Source organism: Parvularcula oceani (assembly GCF_000733125.1).
Taxonomy (GTDB): domain Bacteria; phylum Pseudomonadota; class Alphaproteobacteria; order Caulobacterales; family Parvularculaceae; genus Parvularcula; species Parvularcula oceani.
Genome location: NZ_JPHU01000003.1, coordinates 196,248 through 212,687, shown reverse-complemented (window position 1 = coordinate 212,687; position 16,440 = coordinate 196,248). Strand labels below are relative to the sequence as shown.

Annotated in this window: 22 protein-coding genes; 19 read left to right on the top strand and 3 right to left on the bottom strand. The window is 68.8% G+C overall.

The annotated features are described in order from the left end of the window. Position 1: 1 nt before the first annotated feature. From flgG to IE88_RS17140, 4 genes are read left to right on the top strand one after another with little or no spacing between them, the layout of a single operon-like run. The gene (gene flgG / locus IE88_RS0105250) at positions 2–790 is read left to right on the top strand and encodes a flagellar basal-body rod protein FlgG (RefSeq protein WP_031551192.1); all 789 of its coding nucleotides are present in this window, start codon (positions 2–4) and stop codon (positions 788–790) included. After that, a complete protein-coding gene (gene flgA, locus IE88_RS0105245; protein WP_031551189.1) occupies positions 790–1,176 on the top strand; it encodes a flagellar basal body P-ring formation chaperone FlgA in 387 nt (128 codons plus the stop codon). The genes flgG and flgA overlap by 1 nt, the downstream gene beginning before the upstream one ends. Continuing rightward, positions 1,173–1,841, top strand: a complete 669-nt coding sequence (locus IE88_RS0105240) for a flagellar basal body L-ring protein FlgH (protein WP_036766626.1) — start codon at positions 1,173–1,175, stop codon at positions 1,839–1,841. The genes flgA and IE88_RS0105240 overlap by 4 nt, the downstream gene beginning before the upstream one ends. Before the next feature lie 9 nt (positions 1,842–1,850). Then, positions 1,851–2,492 (top strand): hypothetical protein, encoded by a 642-nt coding sequence (locus tag IE88_RS17140; RefSeq protein ID WP_051881539.1) that lies wholly within the window; start codon positions 1,851–1,853, stop codon positions 2,490–2,492. Between the two features lie 54 nt (positions 2,493–2,546). Here the strand turns inward: IE88_RS17140 and IE88_RS0105230 are convergent, their stop codons facing one another. Both IE88_RS0105230 and fliK read right to left on the bottom strand, forming a co-directional pair. Further along, a complete protein-coding gene (locus IE88_RS0105230) occupies positions 2,547–2,810 on the bottom strand; it encodes a flagellar hook capping FlgD N-terminal domain-containing protein (RefSeq protein WP_051881538.1) in 264 nt (87 codons plus the stop codon). An 11-nt stretch (positions 2,811–2,821) separates the two neighbouring features. Continuing rightward, positions 2,822–3,280 (bottom strand): flagellar hook-length control protein FliK, encoded by a 459-nt coding sequence (gene fliK / locus IE88_RS18060; protein ID WP_156032392.1) that lies wholly within the window; start codon positions 3,278–3,280, stop codon positions 2,822–2,824. A 623-nt stretch (positions 3,281–3,903) separates the two neighbouring features. Here fliK and IE88_RS0105220 point away from each other — a divergent pair. From IE88_RS0105220 to IE88_RS0105165, 12 genes are all read left to right on the top strand, one after another. Beyond that, positions 3,904–4,179, top strand: a complete 276-nt coding sequence (locus tag IE88_RS0105220; RefSeq protein ID WP_031551176.1) for a hypothetical protein — start codon at positions 3,904–3,906, stop codon at positions 4,177–4,179. Then, positions 4,176–4,529 carry a hypothetical protein gene (locus tag IE88_RS0105215; RefSeq protein ID WP_031551175.1) on the top strand — a complete coding sequence of 118 codons (354 nt, stop codon included), beginning with the start codon at positions 4,176–4,178 and terminating at the stop codon, positions 4,527–4,529. The genes IE88_RS0105220 and IE88_RS0105215 overlap by 4 nt, the downstream gene beginning before the upstream one ends. Before the next feature lie 117 nt (positions 4,530–4,646). Next, positions 4,647–5,828, top strand: a complete 1,182-nt coding sequence (locus IE88_RS0105210) for a flagellin (protein ID WP_031551172.1) — start codon at positions 4,647–4,649, stop codon at positions 5,826–5,828. Between the two features lie 69 nt (positions 5,829–5,897). Next, the gene (gene flaF, locus IE88_RS0105205; RefSeq protein ID WP_031551170.1) at positions 5,898–6,263 is read left to right on the top strand and encodes a flagellar biosynthesis regulator FlaF; all 366 of its coding nucleotides are present in this window, start codon (positions 5,898–5,900) and stop codon (positions 6,261–6,263) included. A gap of 1 nt (position 6,264) precedes the next feature. Further along, the gene (locus IE88_RS0105200; protein WP_051881537.1) at positions 6,265–6,723 is read left to right on the top strand and encodes a flagellar biosynthesis repressor FlbT; all 459 of its coding nucleotides are present in this window, start codon (positions 6,265–6,267) and stop codon (positions 6,721–6,723) included. A gap of 52 nt (positions 6,724–6,775) precedes the next feature. Continuing rightward, positions 6,776–7,093, top strand: a complete 318-nt coding sequence (locus IE88_RS0105195) for a hypothetical protein (protein WP_031551167.1) — start codon at positions 6,776–6,778, stop codon at positions 7,091–7,093. Then, positions 7,090–7,470, top strand: coding sequence for a flagellar basal body rod C-terminal domain-containing protein (locus tag IE88_RS0105190; protein WP_051881536.1), 381 nt, complete (start codon positions 7,090–7,092; stop codon positions 7,468–7,470). The genes IE88_RS0105195 and IE88_RS0105190 overlap by 4 nt, the downstream gene beginning before the upstream one ends. A 13-nt stretch (positions 7,471–7,483) precedes the next feature. After that, positions 7,484–7,759 (top strand): flagellar hook-basal body complex protein FliE, encoded by a 276-nt coding sequence (gene fliE, locus IE88_RS17135; RefSeq protein WP_051881535.1) that lies wholly within the window; start codon positions 7,484–7,486, stop codon positions 7,757–7,759. 30 nt (positions 7,760–7,789) lie between these two features. Further along, complete coding sequence (locus tag IE88_RS18830) at positions 7,790–8,053, top strand: flagellar biosynthetic protein FliQ (RefSeq protein ID WP_031551159.1); 264 nt, start codon at positions 7,790–7,792, stop codon at positions 8,051–8,053. Between the two features lie 7 nt (positions 8,054–8,060). After that, positions 8,061–10,109, top strand: coding sequence for a flagellar biosynthesis protein FlhA (locus IE88_RS0105175; protein ID WP_031551156.1), 2,049 nt, complete (start codon positions 8,061–8,063; stop codon positions 10,107–10,109). Continuing rightward, complete coding sequence (locus IE88_RS0105170; RefSeq protein WP_051881534.1) at positions 10,106–10,876, top strand: flagellar biosynthetic protein FliR; 771 nt, start codon at positions 10,106–10,108, stop codon at positions 10,874–10,876. The genes IE88_RS0105175 and IE88_RS0105170 overlap by 4 nt, the downstream gene beginning before the upstream one ends. Beyond that, positions 10,873–11,943 (top strand): EscU/YscU/HrcU family type III secretion system export apparatus switch protein, encoded by a 1,071-nt coding sequence (locus IE88_RS0105165; RefSeq protein ID WP_031551150.1) that lies wholly within the window; start codon positions 10,873–10,875, stop codon positions 11,941–11,943. The genes IE88_RS0105170 and IE88_RS0105165 overlap by 4 nt, the downstream gene beginning before the upstream one ends. On the opposite strand, the gene IE88_RS0105160 is transcribed toward IE88_RS0105165, so the two are convergent. Next, positions 11,912–12,754, bottom strand: a complete 843-nt coding sequence (locus IE88_RS0105160) for a FliM/FliN family flagellar motor switch protein (protein ID WP_031551147.1) — start codon at positions 12,752–12,754, stop codon at positions 11,912–11,914. The genes IE88_RS0105165 and IE88_RS0105160 overlap by 32 nt on opposite strands. A 108-nt stretch (positions 12,755–12,862) precedes the next feature. On the opposite strand from IE88_RS0105160, the gene IE88_RS0105155 reads away from it, so the two are divergent. From IE88_RS0105155 to flgK, 3 genes are read left to right on the top strand one after another with little or no spacing between them, the layout of a single operon-like run. Next, entirely contained in the window at positions 12,863–13,651 is a 789-nt protein-coding gene (locus tag IE88_RS0105155; protein WP_051881533.1) for a flagellar motor protein MotB, read from the top strand. A gap of 40 nt (positions 13,652–13,691) precedes the next feature. Next, positions 13,692–14,996: a flagellar hook protein FlgE gene (locus IE88_RS0105150; RefSeq protein WP_031551142.1), complete on the top strand. Its 1,305-nt coding sequence runs from the start codon at positions 13,692–13,694 to the stop codon at positions 14,994–14,996. A 20-nt stretch (positions 14,997–15,016) separates the two neighbouring features. Next, the gene (flgK, locus tag IE88_RS0105145; RefSeq protein WP_051881532.1) at positions 15,017–16,438 is read left to right on the top strand and encodes a flagellar hook-associated protein FlgK; all 1,422 of its coding nucleotides are present in this window, start codon (positions 15,017–15,019) and stop codon (positions 16,436–16,438) included. Positions 16,439–16,440: the final 2 nt, after the last annotated feature.

The following is a 16,440-nucleotide window of genomic DNA, read 5'->3' as shown; positions in this document are numbered from 1 at the left end:
GATGACCAACGCCCTTCGCATCGCCGCCACCGGCATGGCCGCCCAGCAGACGCGGGTGGATACCATCGCCAACAATATCGCCAACATGTCGACCACGGCCTATGCGCCGCGGCGCGCGGCCTTCGCCGACCTCATGTACCGCCAGGAGCTGACGCCCGGCGCGGTCTCCTCGCGCACCGGGACGCTGGTGCCCGGCGGCATCCAGATCGGCCTCGGCGTGCGCACCGCCGCCGTCACCGCCGACCGGGTGCAGGGCACGCTGACCTCCACCGGCGCCGATCTCGACGTCGCCATCGAAGGGCGCGGCTTCTTCGACGTCGAGCTGCCCTCGGGCGAGATCGCCTATACCCGCGACGGGCGCTTCAGCCTCGACCCACAGGGCACTCTGGTGAACACGGACGGCTTCCCGGTCTCGGGCGGCATCACCGTGCCCGAGGATGCGCGCGGGGTCAGCATCACCAATGACGGCGAGGTCTATGCACTGTTCTCGGACGGCACCGGCGGACAGCTCATCGGCACGCTCGGCCTGACCGTCTTCGCCAATGAAAAGGGCCTCGAGGCGCTGGGCGGCAATCTCTTCCGCGAGACCGAGGCCTCCGGCGCGCCGGGCGGCGGGGTCGCGGGCGTCGAGGGGGCGGGCTTCATGCGCCAGGGCTATCTCGAGGATTCCGGCGTCGATGTCGTCTCGGAGATCGCCGAGCTGATCGAGGCGCAGCGGGGCTATGAGCTCAATTCCAAGGTGCTGACGGCGGCCGACGAGATGTACGCCGCGGCCACGCGGATCAAGTGATGATCGGCCTCGTCCTCTCGCTCGCCCTGCTCGGCGCCGAGCCGCATGTCCTCGCGGCGCGGCCGCTGCCGCGCGGGACGGTCATCACCGCCGATATCGTGGACAGCCAGGGCGCAGACCTGTCGGGCTATCTCGGCAAGCAGCTCCGCCGCCCCGTCTTCGCGGGAAAGCCGATCCTCGCTTCGGACCTCGCCGCGCCGGACGCCGTCGCCCGCCAGTCGAACGTGACGGTCGCTTTCAGGAAGCGCGGCCTGACCCTCAGCCTGCCGGGCCGCGCCATGCGCGCGGGCGCGGTGGGCGATGTCGTCACCGTGCTGATCGACGGCAGGCGGCGCCCGGTACGCGCGGTGGTGACCGGCCCTGGCGAAGTGGAGATCGGACGATGAGAACGCGCCTCCTCCTCCTCGCGGGGCTCTGCGCCTGCGCCTCGGCACCGGAGCCGGTAGAGCCCGAGCCCCGGCCGAACCTGCCCTATGAAACGGCCGTGCCGGCGGCGGGCAGCCTGTGGAACCAGGACCCGCAATCGCTTTTCGGCAATCGGCGGGCGCGGGACATCGGCGACATCCTCACCGTCATCGTCGAGATCGACGAAGAGGCCGAGATCGGCAATGAGGTCAGCCGCAACCGGGCCAGCAACCAGACATTCGGCCTGCGCGGCCTGTTCGGACTGCCCCAGCTCGCGGCGGACGAGCTGCCCGGGGGCGCGACGCTCGACCCCGGCGTCGATTTCGACCGGCAGCAGGCCCAGTCGGGCGGCGGCAATCTGCGGCGGGAGGACCGGGTCACCCTGCGCCTCGCCGCCCGCGTCACCGACCGTCTGCCCAATGGCGATCTCGTCATCCAGGGGCACCAATCCGTGCAGGTCAATTACGAAGAGCGCATACTGCGCGCCGCCGGCATCGTCCGGCCCGAGGACATCTCGCGGTCGAACACCATCACCCACGACAAGATCGCCGAGGCGCAGATCGGCTATGTCGGGCGCGGCGCCATCGACCGGGCCGTGCGTCCGCGGGTCGGCAACCGCCTGCTCGACATCATCGTTCCGTTCTAGGAGGAAGACATGAAGCTCGCGCTCGGGATCGCCGCCAACATCGCCGCCGTGGCGGCCGGCACGGCAGGGGGCACCCTTTTGAGGCCGGACGCGGCGGACGCGGCACCGGCCGCCGAAGCGCAGGAGGCAGCGCCCGTCGCCCATGCCGATGACGGGCCGAAGCCGCCCGAAGCGGAAGCGGCGGTCATGGCCGCAACAGAGGGCGCAAGCGGAGCCGCATCAGAGGCCGCAGCCACTGCCCCGACGGACGCGCCCCGCAAGCATGGGGCCGAAGAGGCGAAATCCGACCCGGGCGCCGAGGACAGCCATGCCGGCGCTGAGGCCAAGGACACCTATACGATCAGGTTCAGCCGGCCCTTCATCGTCCCGGCCGCCGATGGCTGGCGCACGCAGGCGCTGGTCGTGCTCAATCTCGGCGTCACGATCGACCAGAAAAGCGGGGAGGCGATGGACGGCCTCGAGATCAAGATACGCGACCGCATCATGACCGCGCTCGTCGCCTATGCGCATGAAGGCGGCTTCGACGGCCCGGTCGCCGATCCCTACACGCTGGAGCGGGTGCGCGACCGCGCATCCCGCGCGGTCGCAACGCTCTTCGAAGACGGGCACCAGGAAGTGCTGATTGCCGACATGATCAAGAAGACCGTCTGAACGCGCCGCCCTGAGGTCCGAGGAAGGCCCCGCCTGACCGGCGGGGCCTTCGTGCTATTCGGCGGCGGCGAGCCTCTCGAGGATCGATTCGAGATGGCGATTGGTCTGCACCTGCTGCTCGAGCGAGGAGAAGGTGGCGAGCTGCTCGACGAAGGCCGTCGAATCGAGCGGGGTCAGCGGGTCCTGGTTGCGGATCTGGGTCGTCAGCAGGGAGAGGAACTGCGTCAGCTCCTCGGGCTGCCCTGCCTGCGGCGCGCCGCTGGCTGGGGCCGCCGCGCTCGAGGCGGGGGCGTTGGCGAGGGGAGAAAGTGTCGTCATGGGTCCTCCTGTCAAAGACGGATATCGACCAGTCCGAGCGGCGCGAGGCGGGGCGCATCGGCCGCGAGGACGGGCAGGGGCCGGGGGGCGGCATGGGGCAGGGCCACGGGCCGCCACCGTTCTCCACGGTCGGGCGGCGCGTCGCGCTCTTCTGCGAATTCGATATCGATGTCGCCGAACCCTCCTTCGAGAAGCTCGCGCGCCAGCGCGCCGCCGCCGCGGCGCAGCAGGGTCAGCGTATCGGGCTCGGCCGCGCTGACCACGGCCTTCACCGCGTCGCCGGTGAATTCGAACTCCACGCGAACATGGCCGAGGCTCGGCGGATCGAGGCGCACCTCGATCGCCCGCTCCTGCGGGCGGCTCACCACGGCCCGCGCGATCTGGGCCGCAGCGGCATCCGGCTGCGCCTGGACCTGGATGGTGTCTGCACAAAGCGGCGCCGCCGGGGCGGGTTGGAGCGGGGAAGGCATCGCAGGCGCGCTGAACGGCGGGGCCGCGGGAGCGGCTGGCGGCAGAGGCGCGGCCTGCGCACTCGGCGAAGCGGCGTCGCCCGAGGGGCGAAGCGGGGTGAATGTCCTTGTAGCCTCGCCCGCATCCCTGGGCGATACCGCTGCGGGCGCCTTCCCGTCGGGAACGGGGGGTGCGGACTGTCCGTCTGCCGCCGAAGGCCGGATGGGCGAGGCCTGAGCGGCGCCGGGCATCGCAGGCAGGGCTGGCTGCGGCAGCGGCCGTCCGCGCCGGCCCGCCGGAGGCATGGCGGCGCCCTCGTCTTTCTCCGCCAGCTCTGCTTCGGCGCCTTGCGCCCGGGCGGTGTCGGGGGGCGCATCGTCCGCGAGCAGGCCTGCCTGCGGCATGTGCGCTTCGGCGGCCGCTTCGCTGTTCTCGTCGGGAAGGGTGCCGAGAAAGCTCAGGAACCGGAATGCGGGCTGCGCGGCCTGCGGCGACGGCGGGCAAGGCCGCTTCGGCGCCGCCGAAGGCCCGCTCAAGGGAAGAAGAGAACTCGCTGGCATGCGACCAGAAATTGCAGCAAATGGTTTACTATACCTTTACGTGCAGGGGGCGAGTTGGCACAACCAGACCAAGCGAGGTGCCCATGCTGATTCCGACCCACACGACCTTCAATGCAACGCCTGCGGATCGTCGCGATGCCGAGGCGCCGCTGCGCGACGCGGCGAAGGACCTTCACCGCCAGTTCCTCGTCCAGATGCTGAAGGACGCGAAGCTGACCGAAGCGCTCGGCGCGAAAGGCGGCGAGGCGGCGGCCCTGTCCGGCTTCGCCGCCGATGCGCTCGCCGGACGAATGGCCGAGGCGCAGCCCGAACTCGCCGAGCGCATCTATCAGGCGCTCCAGCGTCCGGAGGGGGCATGACGGAGATCAGGGGTGTCGCGGCGGCGGTCGTCGCTCTGGCCGACGCGATCGAGCGGGAGAACGACGCTCTTCGGCGCGGCGACATTTCCGCCGTGGCCGGAGAGCAGGAAGAGCGCGAGCTTCTGCTCGATGCGGTCGAGTCCGGCATGGCCGCGCGGAGCAGCATGCTCCCGCAGGAGATGGGCAGCGCGGCGCGCCGCCTCGCCAGGCTGGCGGAGGAGAACCGGCGCCTGATCGCCGCCACGGAGGCGGGGGTGCGGGCGGCGGAAAAGGCGGCGCAGACGGCGGCCTATGCCGCCGATGGCTCCGCTCTCAGGACCGAGCAGGGGCAGCGGACGCGCCACCTCTGACGCGTTTACCCTTAGTCAATCAAGAGGTGCGATCACTCGGACACCGCAACCGGAAGTTGCGGGTGAGCGGCAGGGCCTAGGATGGGATGCCTGCCGGTCTTTTCCGAGGAAACTGGCATGTCCAGCATCAACTTCAACCAGTCCGCAATGGTCGCACTCGACACGCTGCGCGACATCAACTCCAACCTCAGCCGCGTCCAGAACGTCATCTCGACCGGCAAGAAAGTCGCCACCGCCCGCGACAACGCGGCCGTCTGGTCGATCTCGACCGTGATGAGCACGGACGTCTCCTCCTTCCGCGCGATCACCGACAGCCTCAATCTCGGCGCGGCCACCGTGGGCGTCGCCCGTTCGGCGGCCGAGCAGGTGACGGGCCTCCTCCAGGAGATGAAGACGCTCGTCGTCTCCGCCCAGGAAGAGAACGTCGATCGCGGCAAGATCAACACCGATGTCCAGGCGCTGAAGACGCAGATCGAATCGATCGTCGACGCGGCGCAGTTCAACGGCCTCAACCTCCTCAAGGGCGGCGGCTCGATCGAGCTTCTCTCCTCGCTCGACCGCGATTCGGACGGGTCGGTTTCGGTCGCGAACATCTCGGTGTCCAAGCAGGACCTGCAGACGGATGCCGAAGTCTTCGGATCGGCGGGCGCCATCACCAAAGGGACGGTGGCCGGCGACGGCACGGTGACCAACACCAACGCCACGACCGTTACCTTCTCCAGCCAGGAGATCGTCGAAGGCGACAGCTTCCGCGTGACGGTCGACGGCACGGCCTACGAGTATGTCGCCCGCGACGGCGATACCTCGAACGACGTGGTCCGCAATCTCGCCGGCCGCATGAGCGATGCCGCCGTCGATGTGACCTTCACCGCCGCAGCCGACCCGGCAACGGGCGACGCGGTGCTGACGGTCACCAACAACACGGGTGTCGATGTCACCACCGCTGTCGCTCAGAACTCGGGCGGCACTGCGGGCGGCGGCCTCGCCGAACTCAACGGCATCGATGTCTCCACCGATGCTGGCGCGACCGACGCCCTCAACAAGATCGAGGGTCTGATGCAGGCCGCGATCGGCGCTTCGGCTCAGTTCGGCTCGGCGCAGAACCGCGTCGACATCCAGAACGACTTCATCCAGTCGCTGATCGACTCGATGGAAGCGGGCGTCAGCGCCCTGACGGATGCGAACCTCGAAGAGGCTTCGGCCCGCCTTCAGTCCCTGCAGGTCCAGCAGCAGCTGAACATCCAGGCGCTGACCATCGCGAACCAGTCGCCCCAGTCCATCCTGGCGCTGTTCCGCTGATCCAGGATCGGCGCGGGGGCGCGAGCGCCCCCGCGCCTTCTTCTTTTTCCCAATGACAGGAGCCGTCTCATGCATTCATGCGGGTATGCTGCCGCGCAACGCCAGACGCTTTCGGGCCGAGATCTCGAGCGCGAAGTTCTGACCCGGATCACCGCCAGGCTTGCCGCCGCCGATCCGGACCTGCCGGGCGGCAACACGGCCCTGTTCGAGGCGCTGGAGGACAATCGCCGCCTCTGGTGCGCGCTCGCCGTCGACCTGGCGCAGCCCGCCAATTTCTGCCCGCCCGCGCTGAAGGCGAGCCTTCTCAGCCTCGCCGCCTTCGTCGAGCGGCAGACGAGCCTCGTCCGCGACGGGGGCGGCGACAAGGCCATCCTGGTGGAGATCAATCGCAATGTCGCGTCCGGCCTTTCGATGAGAACGGCAGAGGCGGCCTGACGTGAGCGGCCTCGTCCTGAACCTGCGTCCCTACGAGAAGGTCCTGATCGGCGGCGTCGTCCTGCAGAACGGCCAGCGGCGCGGGCAGCTTCGTGTTCTCGACGAAAAGGCTAGCGTGCTGCGCCTGTCCGAGGCGCTCCACCCCGATGCCGTCAAGACGCCACTGACACGCGCCTATTACGCAGCACAACTTCTGGTCAGCGGCGATGCCCCAGAGGGCGAAGGGCACCCCATCCTCCAGCGTCTCCTGGCCGATGCCGTCGGCGGGTTCGAAGGCTTCTCCTTCGCTTCCACCCTGCAAGAGGCCGCCGAGGCCGCAGGGGCGGGCCAGTACTGCCGCGTCATGCGCCTTCTGAAGCCTCTCCTGCCCAAGGAGGCAGCCATCCTCTCGCGCTCTCGCGGCGACCGGCAGGACAGATTGCCCGAACATGAACCGGAAATGGTTTCGTTAACCGGCTAGCAACCATAGGCTGTGCATCTTCGGGTTTCGTTAAGCATAACGGAGCCCGTTCATGTTTCCCAATCCCAGCCTCCTGAACCTCAGTTCGGCCATGGCCCGCCATGCCGGCCATGTGCACGAAGTGACCGGCAGCAATATCGCCCGCGCGGACATGCCGGGCGCGACGGCGAGCGAGGCCGCAGGCTTCGCCGAGGCCCTCCGCGCCCTGTCCGAAGGTGAGGCCGTGAGCGCGCGCGAGGGCCGCGCCCCCATCTCTCTCGACGAAGAACTCGTCCGCATGGCGCAGAATGCGACGCGGCACGACATGGCCGTGACCGTATGGTCGCGCACGCTCGACATGGTGCGCATGGCGGGGGCGAGCCCGCGATGAGCATTGATCCCATTCTCGGCGCGATGAAGGCGGCCTCGACCGGCATGGAGGCGCAGACGACGCGTCTGCGCCTGTCCTCGGAAAACCTCTCCAATGCCGACACGCCCGGCTATCGGCGCAAGCTCGTCGCCTTCCGGGCGGACGAAGGCGGCGTCTCCGTCGGCCGCGTGCAGCTCGACCGGACGGAAGGCGAGCGGGTCTTCGACCCCTCCCATCCCCTGGCCGACGCGAACGGCACGGTCCTCATGTCCAATGTCGACATGATGGTGGAGCTCGCCGATGCCCGCGAGGCGGGGCGCAGCTTCGATGCCAACCTCCAGGTCTTCAGCCAGGCCCGCCGCCTCTATGACGGCCTGCTCGGAATCCTCAAGCGATAGGGAAGGATACGGAATGTCGATCCAGATGATGAGCGCCGTGAACGGCTACGGAAACCTCGCCGAAACGCTGAAGGCGAAGCCCGGCAATCCGGCGGCGGAGGGCATGGCCCGCTTCGCCGAGGTCTTCGACAAGGCCGATGCCGCGACGCAAGGCTTCGCGGCTGGCCATGTCGATGCGCAATCGGTGGTCGAGGCGATCAGCCAGGCGGAGATGGCGCTTCAGACGGCGGTCACGATCCGTGACCGGATCGTCGGCGCCTACCAGGAAATCCTGCGCATGCCGCTCTGAAAGCGGTACTTGGGGAAGGGGAGAGTCCGCGTGACCGAAACCGATATTCTCGACCTCCTGAGGGAGGCCCTGGGGTCGGCGGCGCTGATGTCGCTGCCGCTTCTGCTGGCAGCGCTTCTCACCGGGCTGATCATCGGCCTGTTGCAGGCGCTGACCTCGATCCAGGAAATGACGCTGACTTTCGTTCCCAAGATTGGCGTCATGCTGCTCGTCTTCTGGGCGAGCGCCGGAATGATGGTGGGCCTGGTCGTCAAGCTCTTCGACGACCGCGTCCTCGCTTTGATCGCGGCTTGAGGTTCCCATGTCCCTGACCAAGCTGCCCCTCTCCTCGACCGTCGGCCTGGCGCTCGGCCTCATGGCGGTGCTCGTCATGATGGTGCTGCCCGTGCCGCCCATCGTGCTCGACCTCGGTCTCACGGCCAGCTTCGCCTTCGCGATCCTGATCTTCACGGTGACGCTCTTCGTCGAACGGCCGCTCGACTTCTCGTCCTTTCCGGCGATCCTCCTCGTCTCGCTCCTCCTGCGGCTTTCGCTCAACATCTCCTCGACCAAGCTGATCATCGGCGAAGGGCATACGGGAACGGGCGCGGCCGGAAGCGTGATCGAGGGCTTCGCCATGTTCATCATGGGCGGCAATCTGGGTCTCGGCCTGATCGTCTTCATCGTGCTGATCATCGTGAACTTCATGGTGATCACCAAGGGCGCAGGGCGGATGGCCGAGGTCGGCGCGCGCTTCGCCCTCGACGCCATGCCCGGCAAGCAGCTCGCCATCGACGCGGATGTCGCGGCCGGGGCGATCAGCCATGAAGAGGCCAAGGCCCTCCGCGCGAAGGAACAGGAAGAAACGGCGTTTCTGGGCTCGCTCGACGGCGTCTCGAAATTCGTCAAGGGCGATGCGGTCGCGGGCCTCCTGATCACGCTTCTGAACCTCGTCGCGGGTATCGGGATCGGGATGGTCTCGCATGGCGTCTCCTTCACCGACGCCCTCCAGAACTATTCGATCCTGACCGTGGGCGACGGCCTCGTCAGTCAGATCCCGGCGGTCATCATTTCGGTCTCCGCCGCGCTTCTCCTGTCCAAGGGACGCGGGGAGGGGGCGGTCGACCTCGCCCTCCTGCGCGAACTCGGCGGGCGGCCCGAAGCGCTCGGCACCGTCGCGGCCGTGCTCGTGGTCTTCGGCCTCTTTCCCGGCCTGCCGCTCCTGCCCTTCCTCGCCGGCGCCGGGGGGCTCGGCTATGCCGCCTGGCGCGCGCGCAAGGTGGTGCCCGAAGACGCTCCTCCCACAGAAGAGATCGCGCCCCGGCGCGAGCCGAGCCTCGGCGACCTCCTCGACGTCGATGACATCCATATCGAGCTCAGCCCCGATCTCGTCGCAGCCATCATCGAGGGCGATGGCAGCTTCGATGGCCGCGTCGACAAGATCCGCCGCTTCGTCATCCAGGAATTCGGCTTCATCATGCCGCCGGTCCGGGTCACCGACCGCGCGACGCTCGCCCCCGGCAGCTACGAGATCAAGGTCCAGTCGGTCACGGCGGCCGAGAACGCGCTGCGCATCGGCCGGCACCTTGCGCTCGTCGGAGAGGGCACGCTTCCGGACGTGCCCGGAGAAACGGTGCAGGAGCCGGTCTATGGCGCCAGCGCCCGCTGGGTCGACGCGGCGGGCAAGGACCGCATGGTCCTCGAAGGCGTGACCGTGGTCGACCCCGCCGAAGTCCTCGCCACCCACCTCCTCGAAACCGTGCAGGCGCAGTTCTCCCGCCTGATGACCCGCCGCGCCCTGCGCAGCATGCTCGACGCCTTCTGCGAGGTTTCCGACCCCGAGCGGGCGCAGGCCAATCGCCGCTTCCTCAACGAGATCGTGCCCGAAAAAGTGCCCCACGACCTCCTCCAGCAGGTTCTGCGCGACCTCCTCTCCGAGCGGGTCTCCGTCCGGAACCTGCCGCTCATTCTCGAGGCCATCTGCGAGGCGCGCGGGCCGGATATGCGGATCGAAGCCATCGTCGAGCATGTGCGCCGCCGCATCGCCTTCCAGTTCGTCAGCCGCCTGACCACGGGCGAGGGGCAGCTGCCCGTCGTCCAGCTGACCGAGAGCTGGGAGAGCGACTTCAAGGCGCATGAAGGCGAGGAGGCCGTGGCCCTCCCGCCCGCCCTCATCACCCGCCTCGCGGGCAAGGTGCGCGCCGCGCTCGACCAGGCGGCCGAAGGCGGCGCCTATCCGGTCATCGCCACCAGCGCGGCGCGGCGTCGCCTCGTCCGGGGGCTCCTCTCGAACCAGGGCGTGCGCAACCCGGTCCTGTCCTTCGACGAGATCGCGGGCTCCGCCCGGCCGCTCGTCCTGGGGACGGCGTGAGCGAACTCCTCCAGTCCCTGGGGCCGCTGGCGGGGATCGCGCCGCTGGTGGTCCTGCCGGCCATCGCGCTCTTCACCCGCATGTCGCTTCTCGTCTTCCTCCTTCCCGGCCTCGGCACCCGCGCCATTCCCGTCCGTGTGCGCCTGATCGCAGCGCTGGCCGTGACTGCGCTCCTCTTCCCGGCCGTCGCGCCGCTGGTGGAGGAGGGGCCGGTCCTGCCGCTCCTCGCAGGCGAGGCGCTGGTCGGCGCCTTTCTCGGCTTCGGCTTCCGCGTGCTCGTCTTCGCGCTGTCGATCGCGGGCACCATCGTGGCGCAGGCCCTGTCGCTCAGCCAGATCTTCGGCGCGGGCATCTCGGAGGATTCGAGCACCACCGTCTCGACCCTGCTCACCCTCGCGGGCGCCGCCTTGTTCCTGACGGCCGATCTGCATATCGCGGCCTTCGGCATCCTCCTCGACAGCTACAGGACCTTTCCGCCCGGCGGCTATGAGGGCGCCAGCGGGCCCATCGCCCAGGCGGCGCTTTCGGCCTGCGCGGATGCCTTCGCCTTCGGCCTCTCCCTCGCGCTGCCCCTCGTCCTCCTCAATCTCGCCTACAACGCGCTTCTCGGCGTCCTGAACCGCGCCATGCCGCAGCTCATGGTGACCTTTGTCGGCATGCCCGCCATCACCTTCGGCGGCATCGCGCTCCTGACGGCGGCGGTGGGCGGCATGCTGATCGTCTGGATGGACAGGGCGCAGGCCCTGTTCGGGAGCGTCCTGCCGTGAGCAAGGAGGACGCCGGCAACAAGTCGTTCGAGGCGACGCCCGACCGCATCCGCAAGGCGCGGCAGAAGGGCGATGTCGCGATCTCGACCGATGTGGCGGTCTTCGCGTCCTATGCGGGCTGCCTTCTCGGCCTTCTCCTCGCGGGGCGCGCCGCCTTTTCCGCGGCCGAGGCGCTGTCGGGCGTCTTCAACGCGCCCGAAGCCGTCGCGGGTACGCTGCTCCGCGGGGGCGGCGCAGGCCTCTCCGCTGCGGGCTTCGCGCCTGTCGGAGCCATCGTCCTTCCCGCCGCTGCCCTCGTGGTGGCGGGCATATTCGCGCAGCAGGCTTTCGTCTTCGCGCCGAGCAAGCTCAAGCCGGCCCTGTCCAAGATCCACCCGGTCGAGAACGCCAAGAAGAAATATGGCGGGCAGGGCCTCGGCGAATTCGCCCGCAGCGCGATCAAGATCACCGCCGTCGCCTGCCTCGGCTCGGCCTATCTCTGGTCGCGCCGCGACGGCTATCTGGCGGCGACCGGCCTTCATGCGGGGATGCTGCCCGGCATGCTGCGCGGCGAACTCTTCGGCGTTCTCGGCCTCGCCGCGCTTGTCGCGGCGCTCGTCGCCGGCATCGGCTTTCCCTTGCGCAGGATGCAGCACGCCCGCCGCCTGCGCATGACCCGCCAGGAAGTGCAGGACGAGAACAAGGAAAACGAAGGCGACCCGACGCAGAAACAGAACCGCAAGAAGCGGGCGGGCGAGATCGCGCGGAACCAGATGCTGCGCGACACGGCCGAAGCGGACGTCGTGCTCGTCAACCCGACCCACTATGCCGTCGCGCTCAAATGGGATCGGCGCAGCGACACGGTGCCGGTCTGCGTCGCCAAGGGCGTCGACCACCTGGCGCTCGCCATCCGTCAGCGGGCTGAGCTCAGCGGCGTGCCCGTGCGCGAGGACGTGAGCACCGCGCGGGCGCTCCATGCCGCGGTTGAGGTCGGCGAGACGATCCGGCCCGAGCATTACGCCGCCGTCGCCGCCGCCATCCGCTTCGCCGAAGCGATCAGGCGAAGATCGGGTCGCGCGTCAGCCTGAGGGCCTGGCGGCCGCGATCCTTGCCAAGCTCGGCCTCGGCGATCTGCCGCCTCGTCTCTCCGCCCTCGACCATCACCGCGACCGCATCGACGGACGCTGCGGGCAGGGGCAGGACCATGCCGGGAGTGAATGCCGCGACCTCCCGCGCCGTGACCTCCCAGCTGTCGAGAACGGCGGCCAGTATGACCGGCGCCGCGGAGGCGGCGCGGCGGGCGCCCGGCGCCCCTGTCACGACCGGAGTCGGCGCGGCGAAACATTCCGTGTCGCGCGTGACGAACACGGTGATGGCGGCGCTGACCTCGCCGGCCGTGAAGGGCAGGCGGACATGGAGGACGGGACGCGCTTCCTCCTCCATGCCCAGAGGCCAGTCGAAGAGCGGTTTTTCCTCATCGAGGGCCAGGTGGACCTCGAAAGCCGTGTAGAGCTGGCCGAGGACCGCCTCGATCACCGGGCGAAGCAGCAGGCCGTCGAGAAGGGCGGGCGCTTCGGGATCTTCGGTGCCGGGCGAGGCGCGCAGCAGCAGCGCGGACAGGCGCAGCGCATCGCTCCGGCCGATCCGGACCCAGGACCCCGCTCCCGAAGGCGACGTCATGGCGAACAGGACGCCCGGCTCGGGCGCGGCCGCGCGCATGTCGGGCAGGGCGATAAGGTCGATCAGGGGCGTCTCGGCGGCAATGTCCGCATCGAGAAGGCGGCTGAGATCGGGCAGCATGCGCTGGCTCGCCTCGTGCCAGCGCCGCGAATTGTCGAGGAAGGCTTGCGGGAGGGTGACGGTCTTCCGCGTCAGGCGCCTCAGATGGGGTTCGGTCACGGCCGGTCTCCAGACGGTTCGTAGGGGACCGTTACACGCGAGGCGGGTTAAGCGACCTTTTACACGCATAGGTTACGGCGCTTATTCTTTTCTCAAGGAGCGCCCGCCGTGAGCGTCCAGCCCATCATCGTCAAACGCAAGAAGACCATCGCCAGCGAAGGCCATCACGGCGGGGCGTGGAAGGTCGCCTATGCCGACTTCGTCACGGCCATGATGGCCTTCTTCCTTCTGATGTGGCTCCTCAACGCCACGACCGAGGAGCAGCGGGCGGGCCTCGCCGACTATTTCGATCCTTCCGTGCCGATCTCGGCGATCTCGGGCGGGGGCATGGACATGATGTCGGGCGACAGCGTCTACGCCACCGAAAGCCTGGCCCATGACGGCCATGGCGGCGCGGGCGACGATTACGAGCTTCGAGGAGAGATCACGCGCAGCGTTCTCGGGGCGCTGAAGGACGTGATCGACGAGAACCAGGTCAAGGTAACCCTGACGCCGGAGGGCACGGTGGTCGACCTGATCGACGCGGATGGCGCGCCGCTCTTCGCCCTTGGCGGCTCCGCGCCATCCGACCTCCTGCGGGACGTCGTCGCGAAGGTTACGCCGGTCCTGGCCGAGAGCGGCCGGCGTGTGAAATTCGTCGGGCATACGGACGATATCCCGTTCCGCAAGGGCGCGGCCTATTCCAACTGGGAGTTGTCGGCCGATCGCGCCAATGCCGCGCGGCGGCTGGCGCTCGCGGCGGGATTCCCGATCGCGGCGATCTCCGAGGTTTCGGGGCGGGCGGACCGCCAGCCGGTGAACGGCGATGCCTCCGCGGCCGAGAACCGGCGCATTTCGATCATCATGCTGAACGAGAGCGTTTCGAGCGGATCCGTTAACTCTTCGGTCACTCCCTGAGCTCTACAACTCAAGATAGAAACAACGGAGTCATGCAACCATGTCCATGTCCTCCTCCCTGAACGCCGGCGTCATGGGGCTGAACGTGAACGCGACGCGGCTGGCCGCGATCTCGAACAACGTCTCGAACGCCTCGACCTTCGGCTATAAGCGGACGGAGGCGAATTTCGCGTCCATGGTCCTGCAACAGCGCCGCAACGCCTATGCCGCGGGCGGCGTCCGCGTCGACACGACGAAGCTCGTGGACACGCGCGGTTCGCTGATCTCGACCGGCCGCTCGACCGACATCGCGGTCGCAGGGCGCGGCCTCCTGCCCGTGACCACCCCCGGCGGCGTGAACGAGGGCGGCGAGAACCGCTCGCTGCTCCTGACCCCGACCGGCGACTTCGCCCCGGACCAGGACGGGTTCCTGCGCACCTCCGGCGGGCTGCACCTGCTGGGCTGGCCGACCGATGCCAGCGGCGATCCGGGCGCGATCTCCCGCCGCTCGGGCGAGAGCCTTCAGCCGGTCAACATCAATGTCGCGCAGTTCTCCGCCCAGCCGACGACGCGCATCGAGCTCGGCGTGAACCTGCCCGCCACGGCGACCGAGGCAGGCGGCCTCGGCGATCCCTTCGTCCTTCCGCTCGAATATTACGACAATCTCGGCAAGCTGCAGGAGCTGACGGCGGAATTCACGCCCGACGTGTCGGGGACCGGCGCCTCGAACAGCTGGACGGTCACACTGACGGACGAGGCGCAGATCCCGCCCGCGCAGGTCGGCACGCTGAACGTCACCTTCAACGACACGCCGGAGGCGGGCGGGACGCTTGCCACGGTGACCCCGGGGAACGGCGCGACCTACGATCCCGCAACGGGCGAAGCGCAGCTGAACCTCTCCTCGGGCCCGGTCTCCATCTTCGTCGGCAAGGAAGGCCGCAATGAAGGCCTGACCCAGCTCTCGGCGAGCTTCTCGCCCTATGCCGTCGCCAAGAACGGCGCGCCTGTCGGCGATCTGTCTACGGTGGAAATCGACGGGTTCGGCCGCCTCCAGGCGATCTACGACAATGGCTTCCGCCGCACGATCTTCCAGATCCCGGTGGCGGACGTGCCGAACCTCAACGGGCTCAACCCGACCGACAACCAGGCCTACACAGTCAGCCAGGAAAGCGGCGACCTCTATCTGTGGGATGCGGGCGAGGGACCGGTGGGCGAGACGGTCGGCTACGCGCTGATGGAAAGCACCACCGATATCGGCACCGAAATGACGGACCTGATCAAGACGCAGAGGGCCTACACGTCCAACGCCAAGATCATCCAGACCGTCGACGAGATGCTTCAGGAAACCACGAATATCATCCGTTGACGAATTAGAAAGCTGATCCCGTGACCTTCTCCTCGGCTCTTTCCAACGCGATCTCGGGCATGAACGCCGCCACCACGGCGATCCAGGTCCGGGGCCACAACGTCGCCAATGCCATGACGCCCGGCTATGCGCGGCGCGACGTGATGCTGACGGCGCGAAGCCCTTCGGGCGGCGTGCTCGTCGAGACGATCCAGCGTGCCGAGGCCGGCCGCCTCGGCGGCCTGCGCCTCGCCGCCGATGCGACGAGCGCCGGCGCTATGGCGAAATCGGATGCGGCGGGCGAACTGAGCCGGCTTCTGGGCGAGCCCGGTGACGAGGCGGGCCTCTTCGCCCGTTACTCACGGCTCGAAACCGCGCTCGCCGATCTCGCCGCCACGCCGGAATCTGCGGCCTATCAGAGCGCTGCTCTGGACGCGGCGAACGGCCTGACCGCCGCCTTCCGCAGGATCGGCGACGCGGCGCAGGCCATGCGCGGCGACGCCGATGCCGGCATCGCTGCGGGCGTCGATGCGGTCAACCGGGCCCTGCTGGGTCTCGAAGAGATGAACGAGCGCGTCACTTCGGAAGGCAACGCCCTGTCCGACATGCCAGAGCAGCGCCAGAGGCTCATCAACACGATCGGCGAGCATCTTTCGATACGTGTGCAAACGAATGCGCGTGGCCAGGTCCGCATCGCCACGGCCGAGGGCGTCCCGCTGCTCGGCGACGAGGCGCGCCTTCTGAGCTTCAGGCCGGCCGGCGTCGTCGCGGCCGGGCAGACGATGGCGACCGGCCACCTGTCTGGCCTCTCCGCCGGGGGCATCGACATCACGCCCGGCGAGGGGGTGCAGGCTTCGGCGGCCGGAAAGATCGCCGGGCTCTTCGCGGTCCGCGACGCGACCGTTCCGGCCTTCTCCTCCCGTCTCGACGCGCTGGCCGAGAACCTCGTTTCGCGCTTCGCATCCGACGCGTTCGACCCGACCAAGGCGCCGGGCGCGGACGGCCTCTTCACCGGCACGCCCGGCCCCGGCGCGGCGAGCCGGATCGGCGTCAATGCTGCCGTCGATCCCGAGCGGGGCGGAGCCCTCTGGCGCCTCCGCGACGGGTTGAGCGCGACGGTTCCGGGCCCTGCAGGCGCATCGGGCATCCTGCCCGCGCTGAACGCCGCGCTGTCCGAACCTGCGGCCGTGCCGGACGCCACCGGCAGCCCCTCCGCCTACAGCGCCTCCGATGCGGTGGCGGCCTTTTCCTCCTCGCTCGGCACCGAGCGCCTCGCCGCAGATGCGCGCGCCGCCGCGGTCGGCGCTTCTGCCGATGAGCTGCGACAGCAAGCGCTGTCTGCCACCGGGGTCAATACGGATCAGGAGCTTCAGAGCCTTCTCCTGATCGAGCAGGCCTACGCCGCGAATGCCCGCGTCGTTCAGGTCGTCTCAGACATGATGGCTCGCCTGCTGGAGATCTGATC

What these genes read in the sequence shown, in the direction of transcription:
- IE88_RS0105230 (WP_051881538.1), bottom strand. Translation starts at nt 2,810, where the DNA reads ATGACGACACTTTCTCCCCTCGCCAACGCCCCCGCCTCGAGCGCGGCG.
- fliE (WP_051881535.1), top strand. Translation starts at nt 7,484, where the DNA reads ATGTCGATCCAGATGATGAGCGCCGTGAACGGCTACGGAAACCTCGCC.
- flaF (WP_031551170.1), top strand. Translation starts at nt 5,898, where the DNA reads ATGCATTCATGCGGGTATGCTGCCGCGCAACGCCAGACGCTTTCGGGC.
- fliK (WP_156032392.1), bottom strand. Translation starts at nt 3,280, where the DNA reads ATGCCTTCCCCGCTCCAACCCGCCCCGGCGGCGCCGCTTTGTGCAGAC.
- IE88_RS0105210 (WP_031551172.1), top strand. Translation starts at nt 4,647, where the DNA reads ATGTCCAGCATCAACTTCAACCAGTCCGCAATGGTCGCACTCGACACG.
- IE88_RS0105220 (WP_031551176.1), top strand. Translation starts at nt 3,904, where the DNA reads ATGCTGATTCCGACCCACACGACCTTCAATGCAACGCCTGCGGATCGT.
- flgG (WP_031551192.1), top strand. Translation starts at nt 2, where the DNA reads ATGACCAACGCCCTTCGCATCGCCGCCACCGGCATGGCCGCCCAGCAG.
- IE88_RS17140 (WP_051881539.1), top strand. Translation starts at nt 1,851, where the DNA reads ATGAAGCTCGCGCTCGGGATCGCCGCCAACATCGCCGCCGTGGCGGCC.
- IE88_RS0105150 (WP_031551142.1), top strand. Translation starts at nt 13,692, where the DNA reads ATGTCCATGTCCTCCTCCCTGAACGCCGGCGTCATGGGGCTGAACGTG.
- flgA (WP_031551189.1), top strand. Translation starts at nt 790, where the DNA reads ATGATCGGCCTCGTCCTCTCGCTCGCCCTGCTCGGCGCCGAGCCGCAT.
- IE88_RS0105240 (WP_036766626.1), top strand. Translation starts at nt 1,173, where the DNA reads ATGAGAACGCGCCTCCTCCTCCTCGCGGGGCTCTGCGCCTGCGCCTCG.
- IE88_RS0105215 (WP_031551175.1), top strand. Translation starts at nt 4,176, where the DNA reads ATGACGGAGATCAGGGGTGTCGCGGCGGCGGTCGTCGCTCTGGCCGAC.
- IE88_RS0105175 (WP_031551156.1), top strand. Translation starts at nt 8,061, where the DNA reads ATGTCCCTGACCAAGCTGCCCCTCTCCTCGACCGTCGGCCTGGCGCTC.
- IE88_RS0105190 (WP_051881536.1), top strand. Translation starts at nt 7,090, where the DNA reads ATGAGCATTGATCCCATTCTCGGCGCGATGAAGGCGGCCTCGACCGGC.
- IE88_RS0105195 (WP_031551167.1), top strand. Translation starts at nt 6,776, where the DNA reads ATGTTTCCCAATCCCAGCCTCCTGAACCTCAGTTCGGCCATGGCCCGC.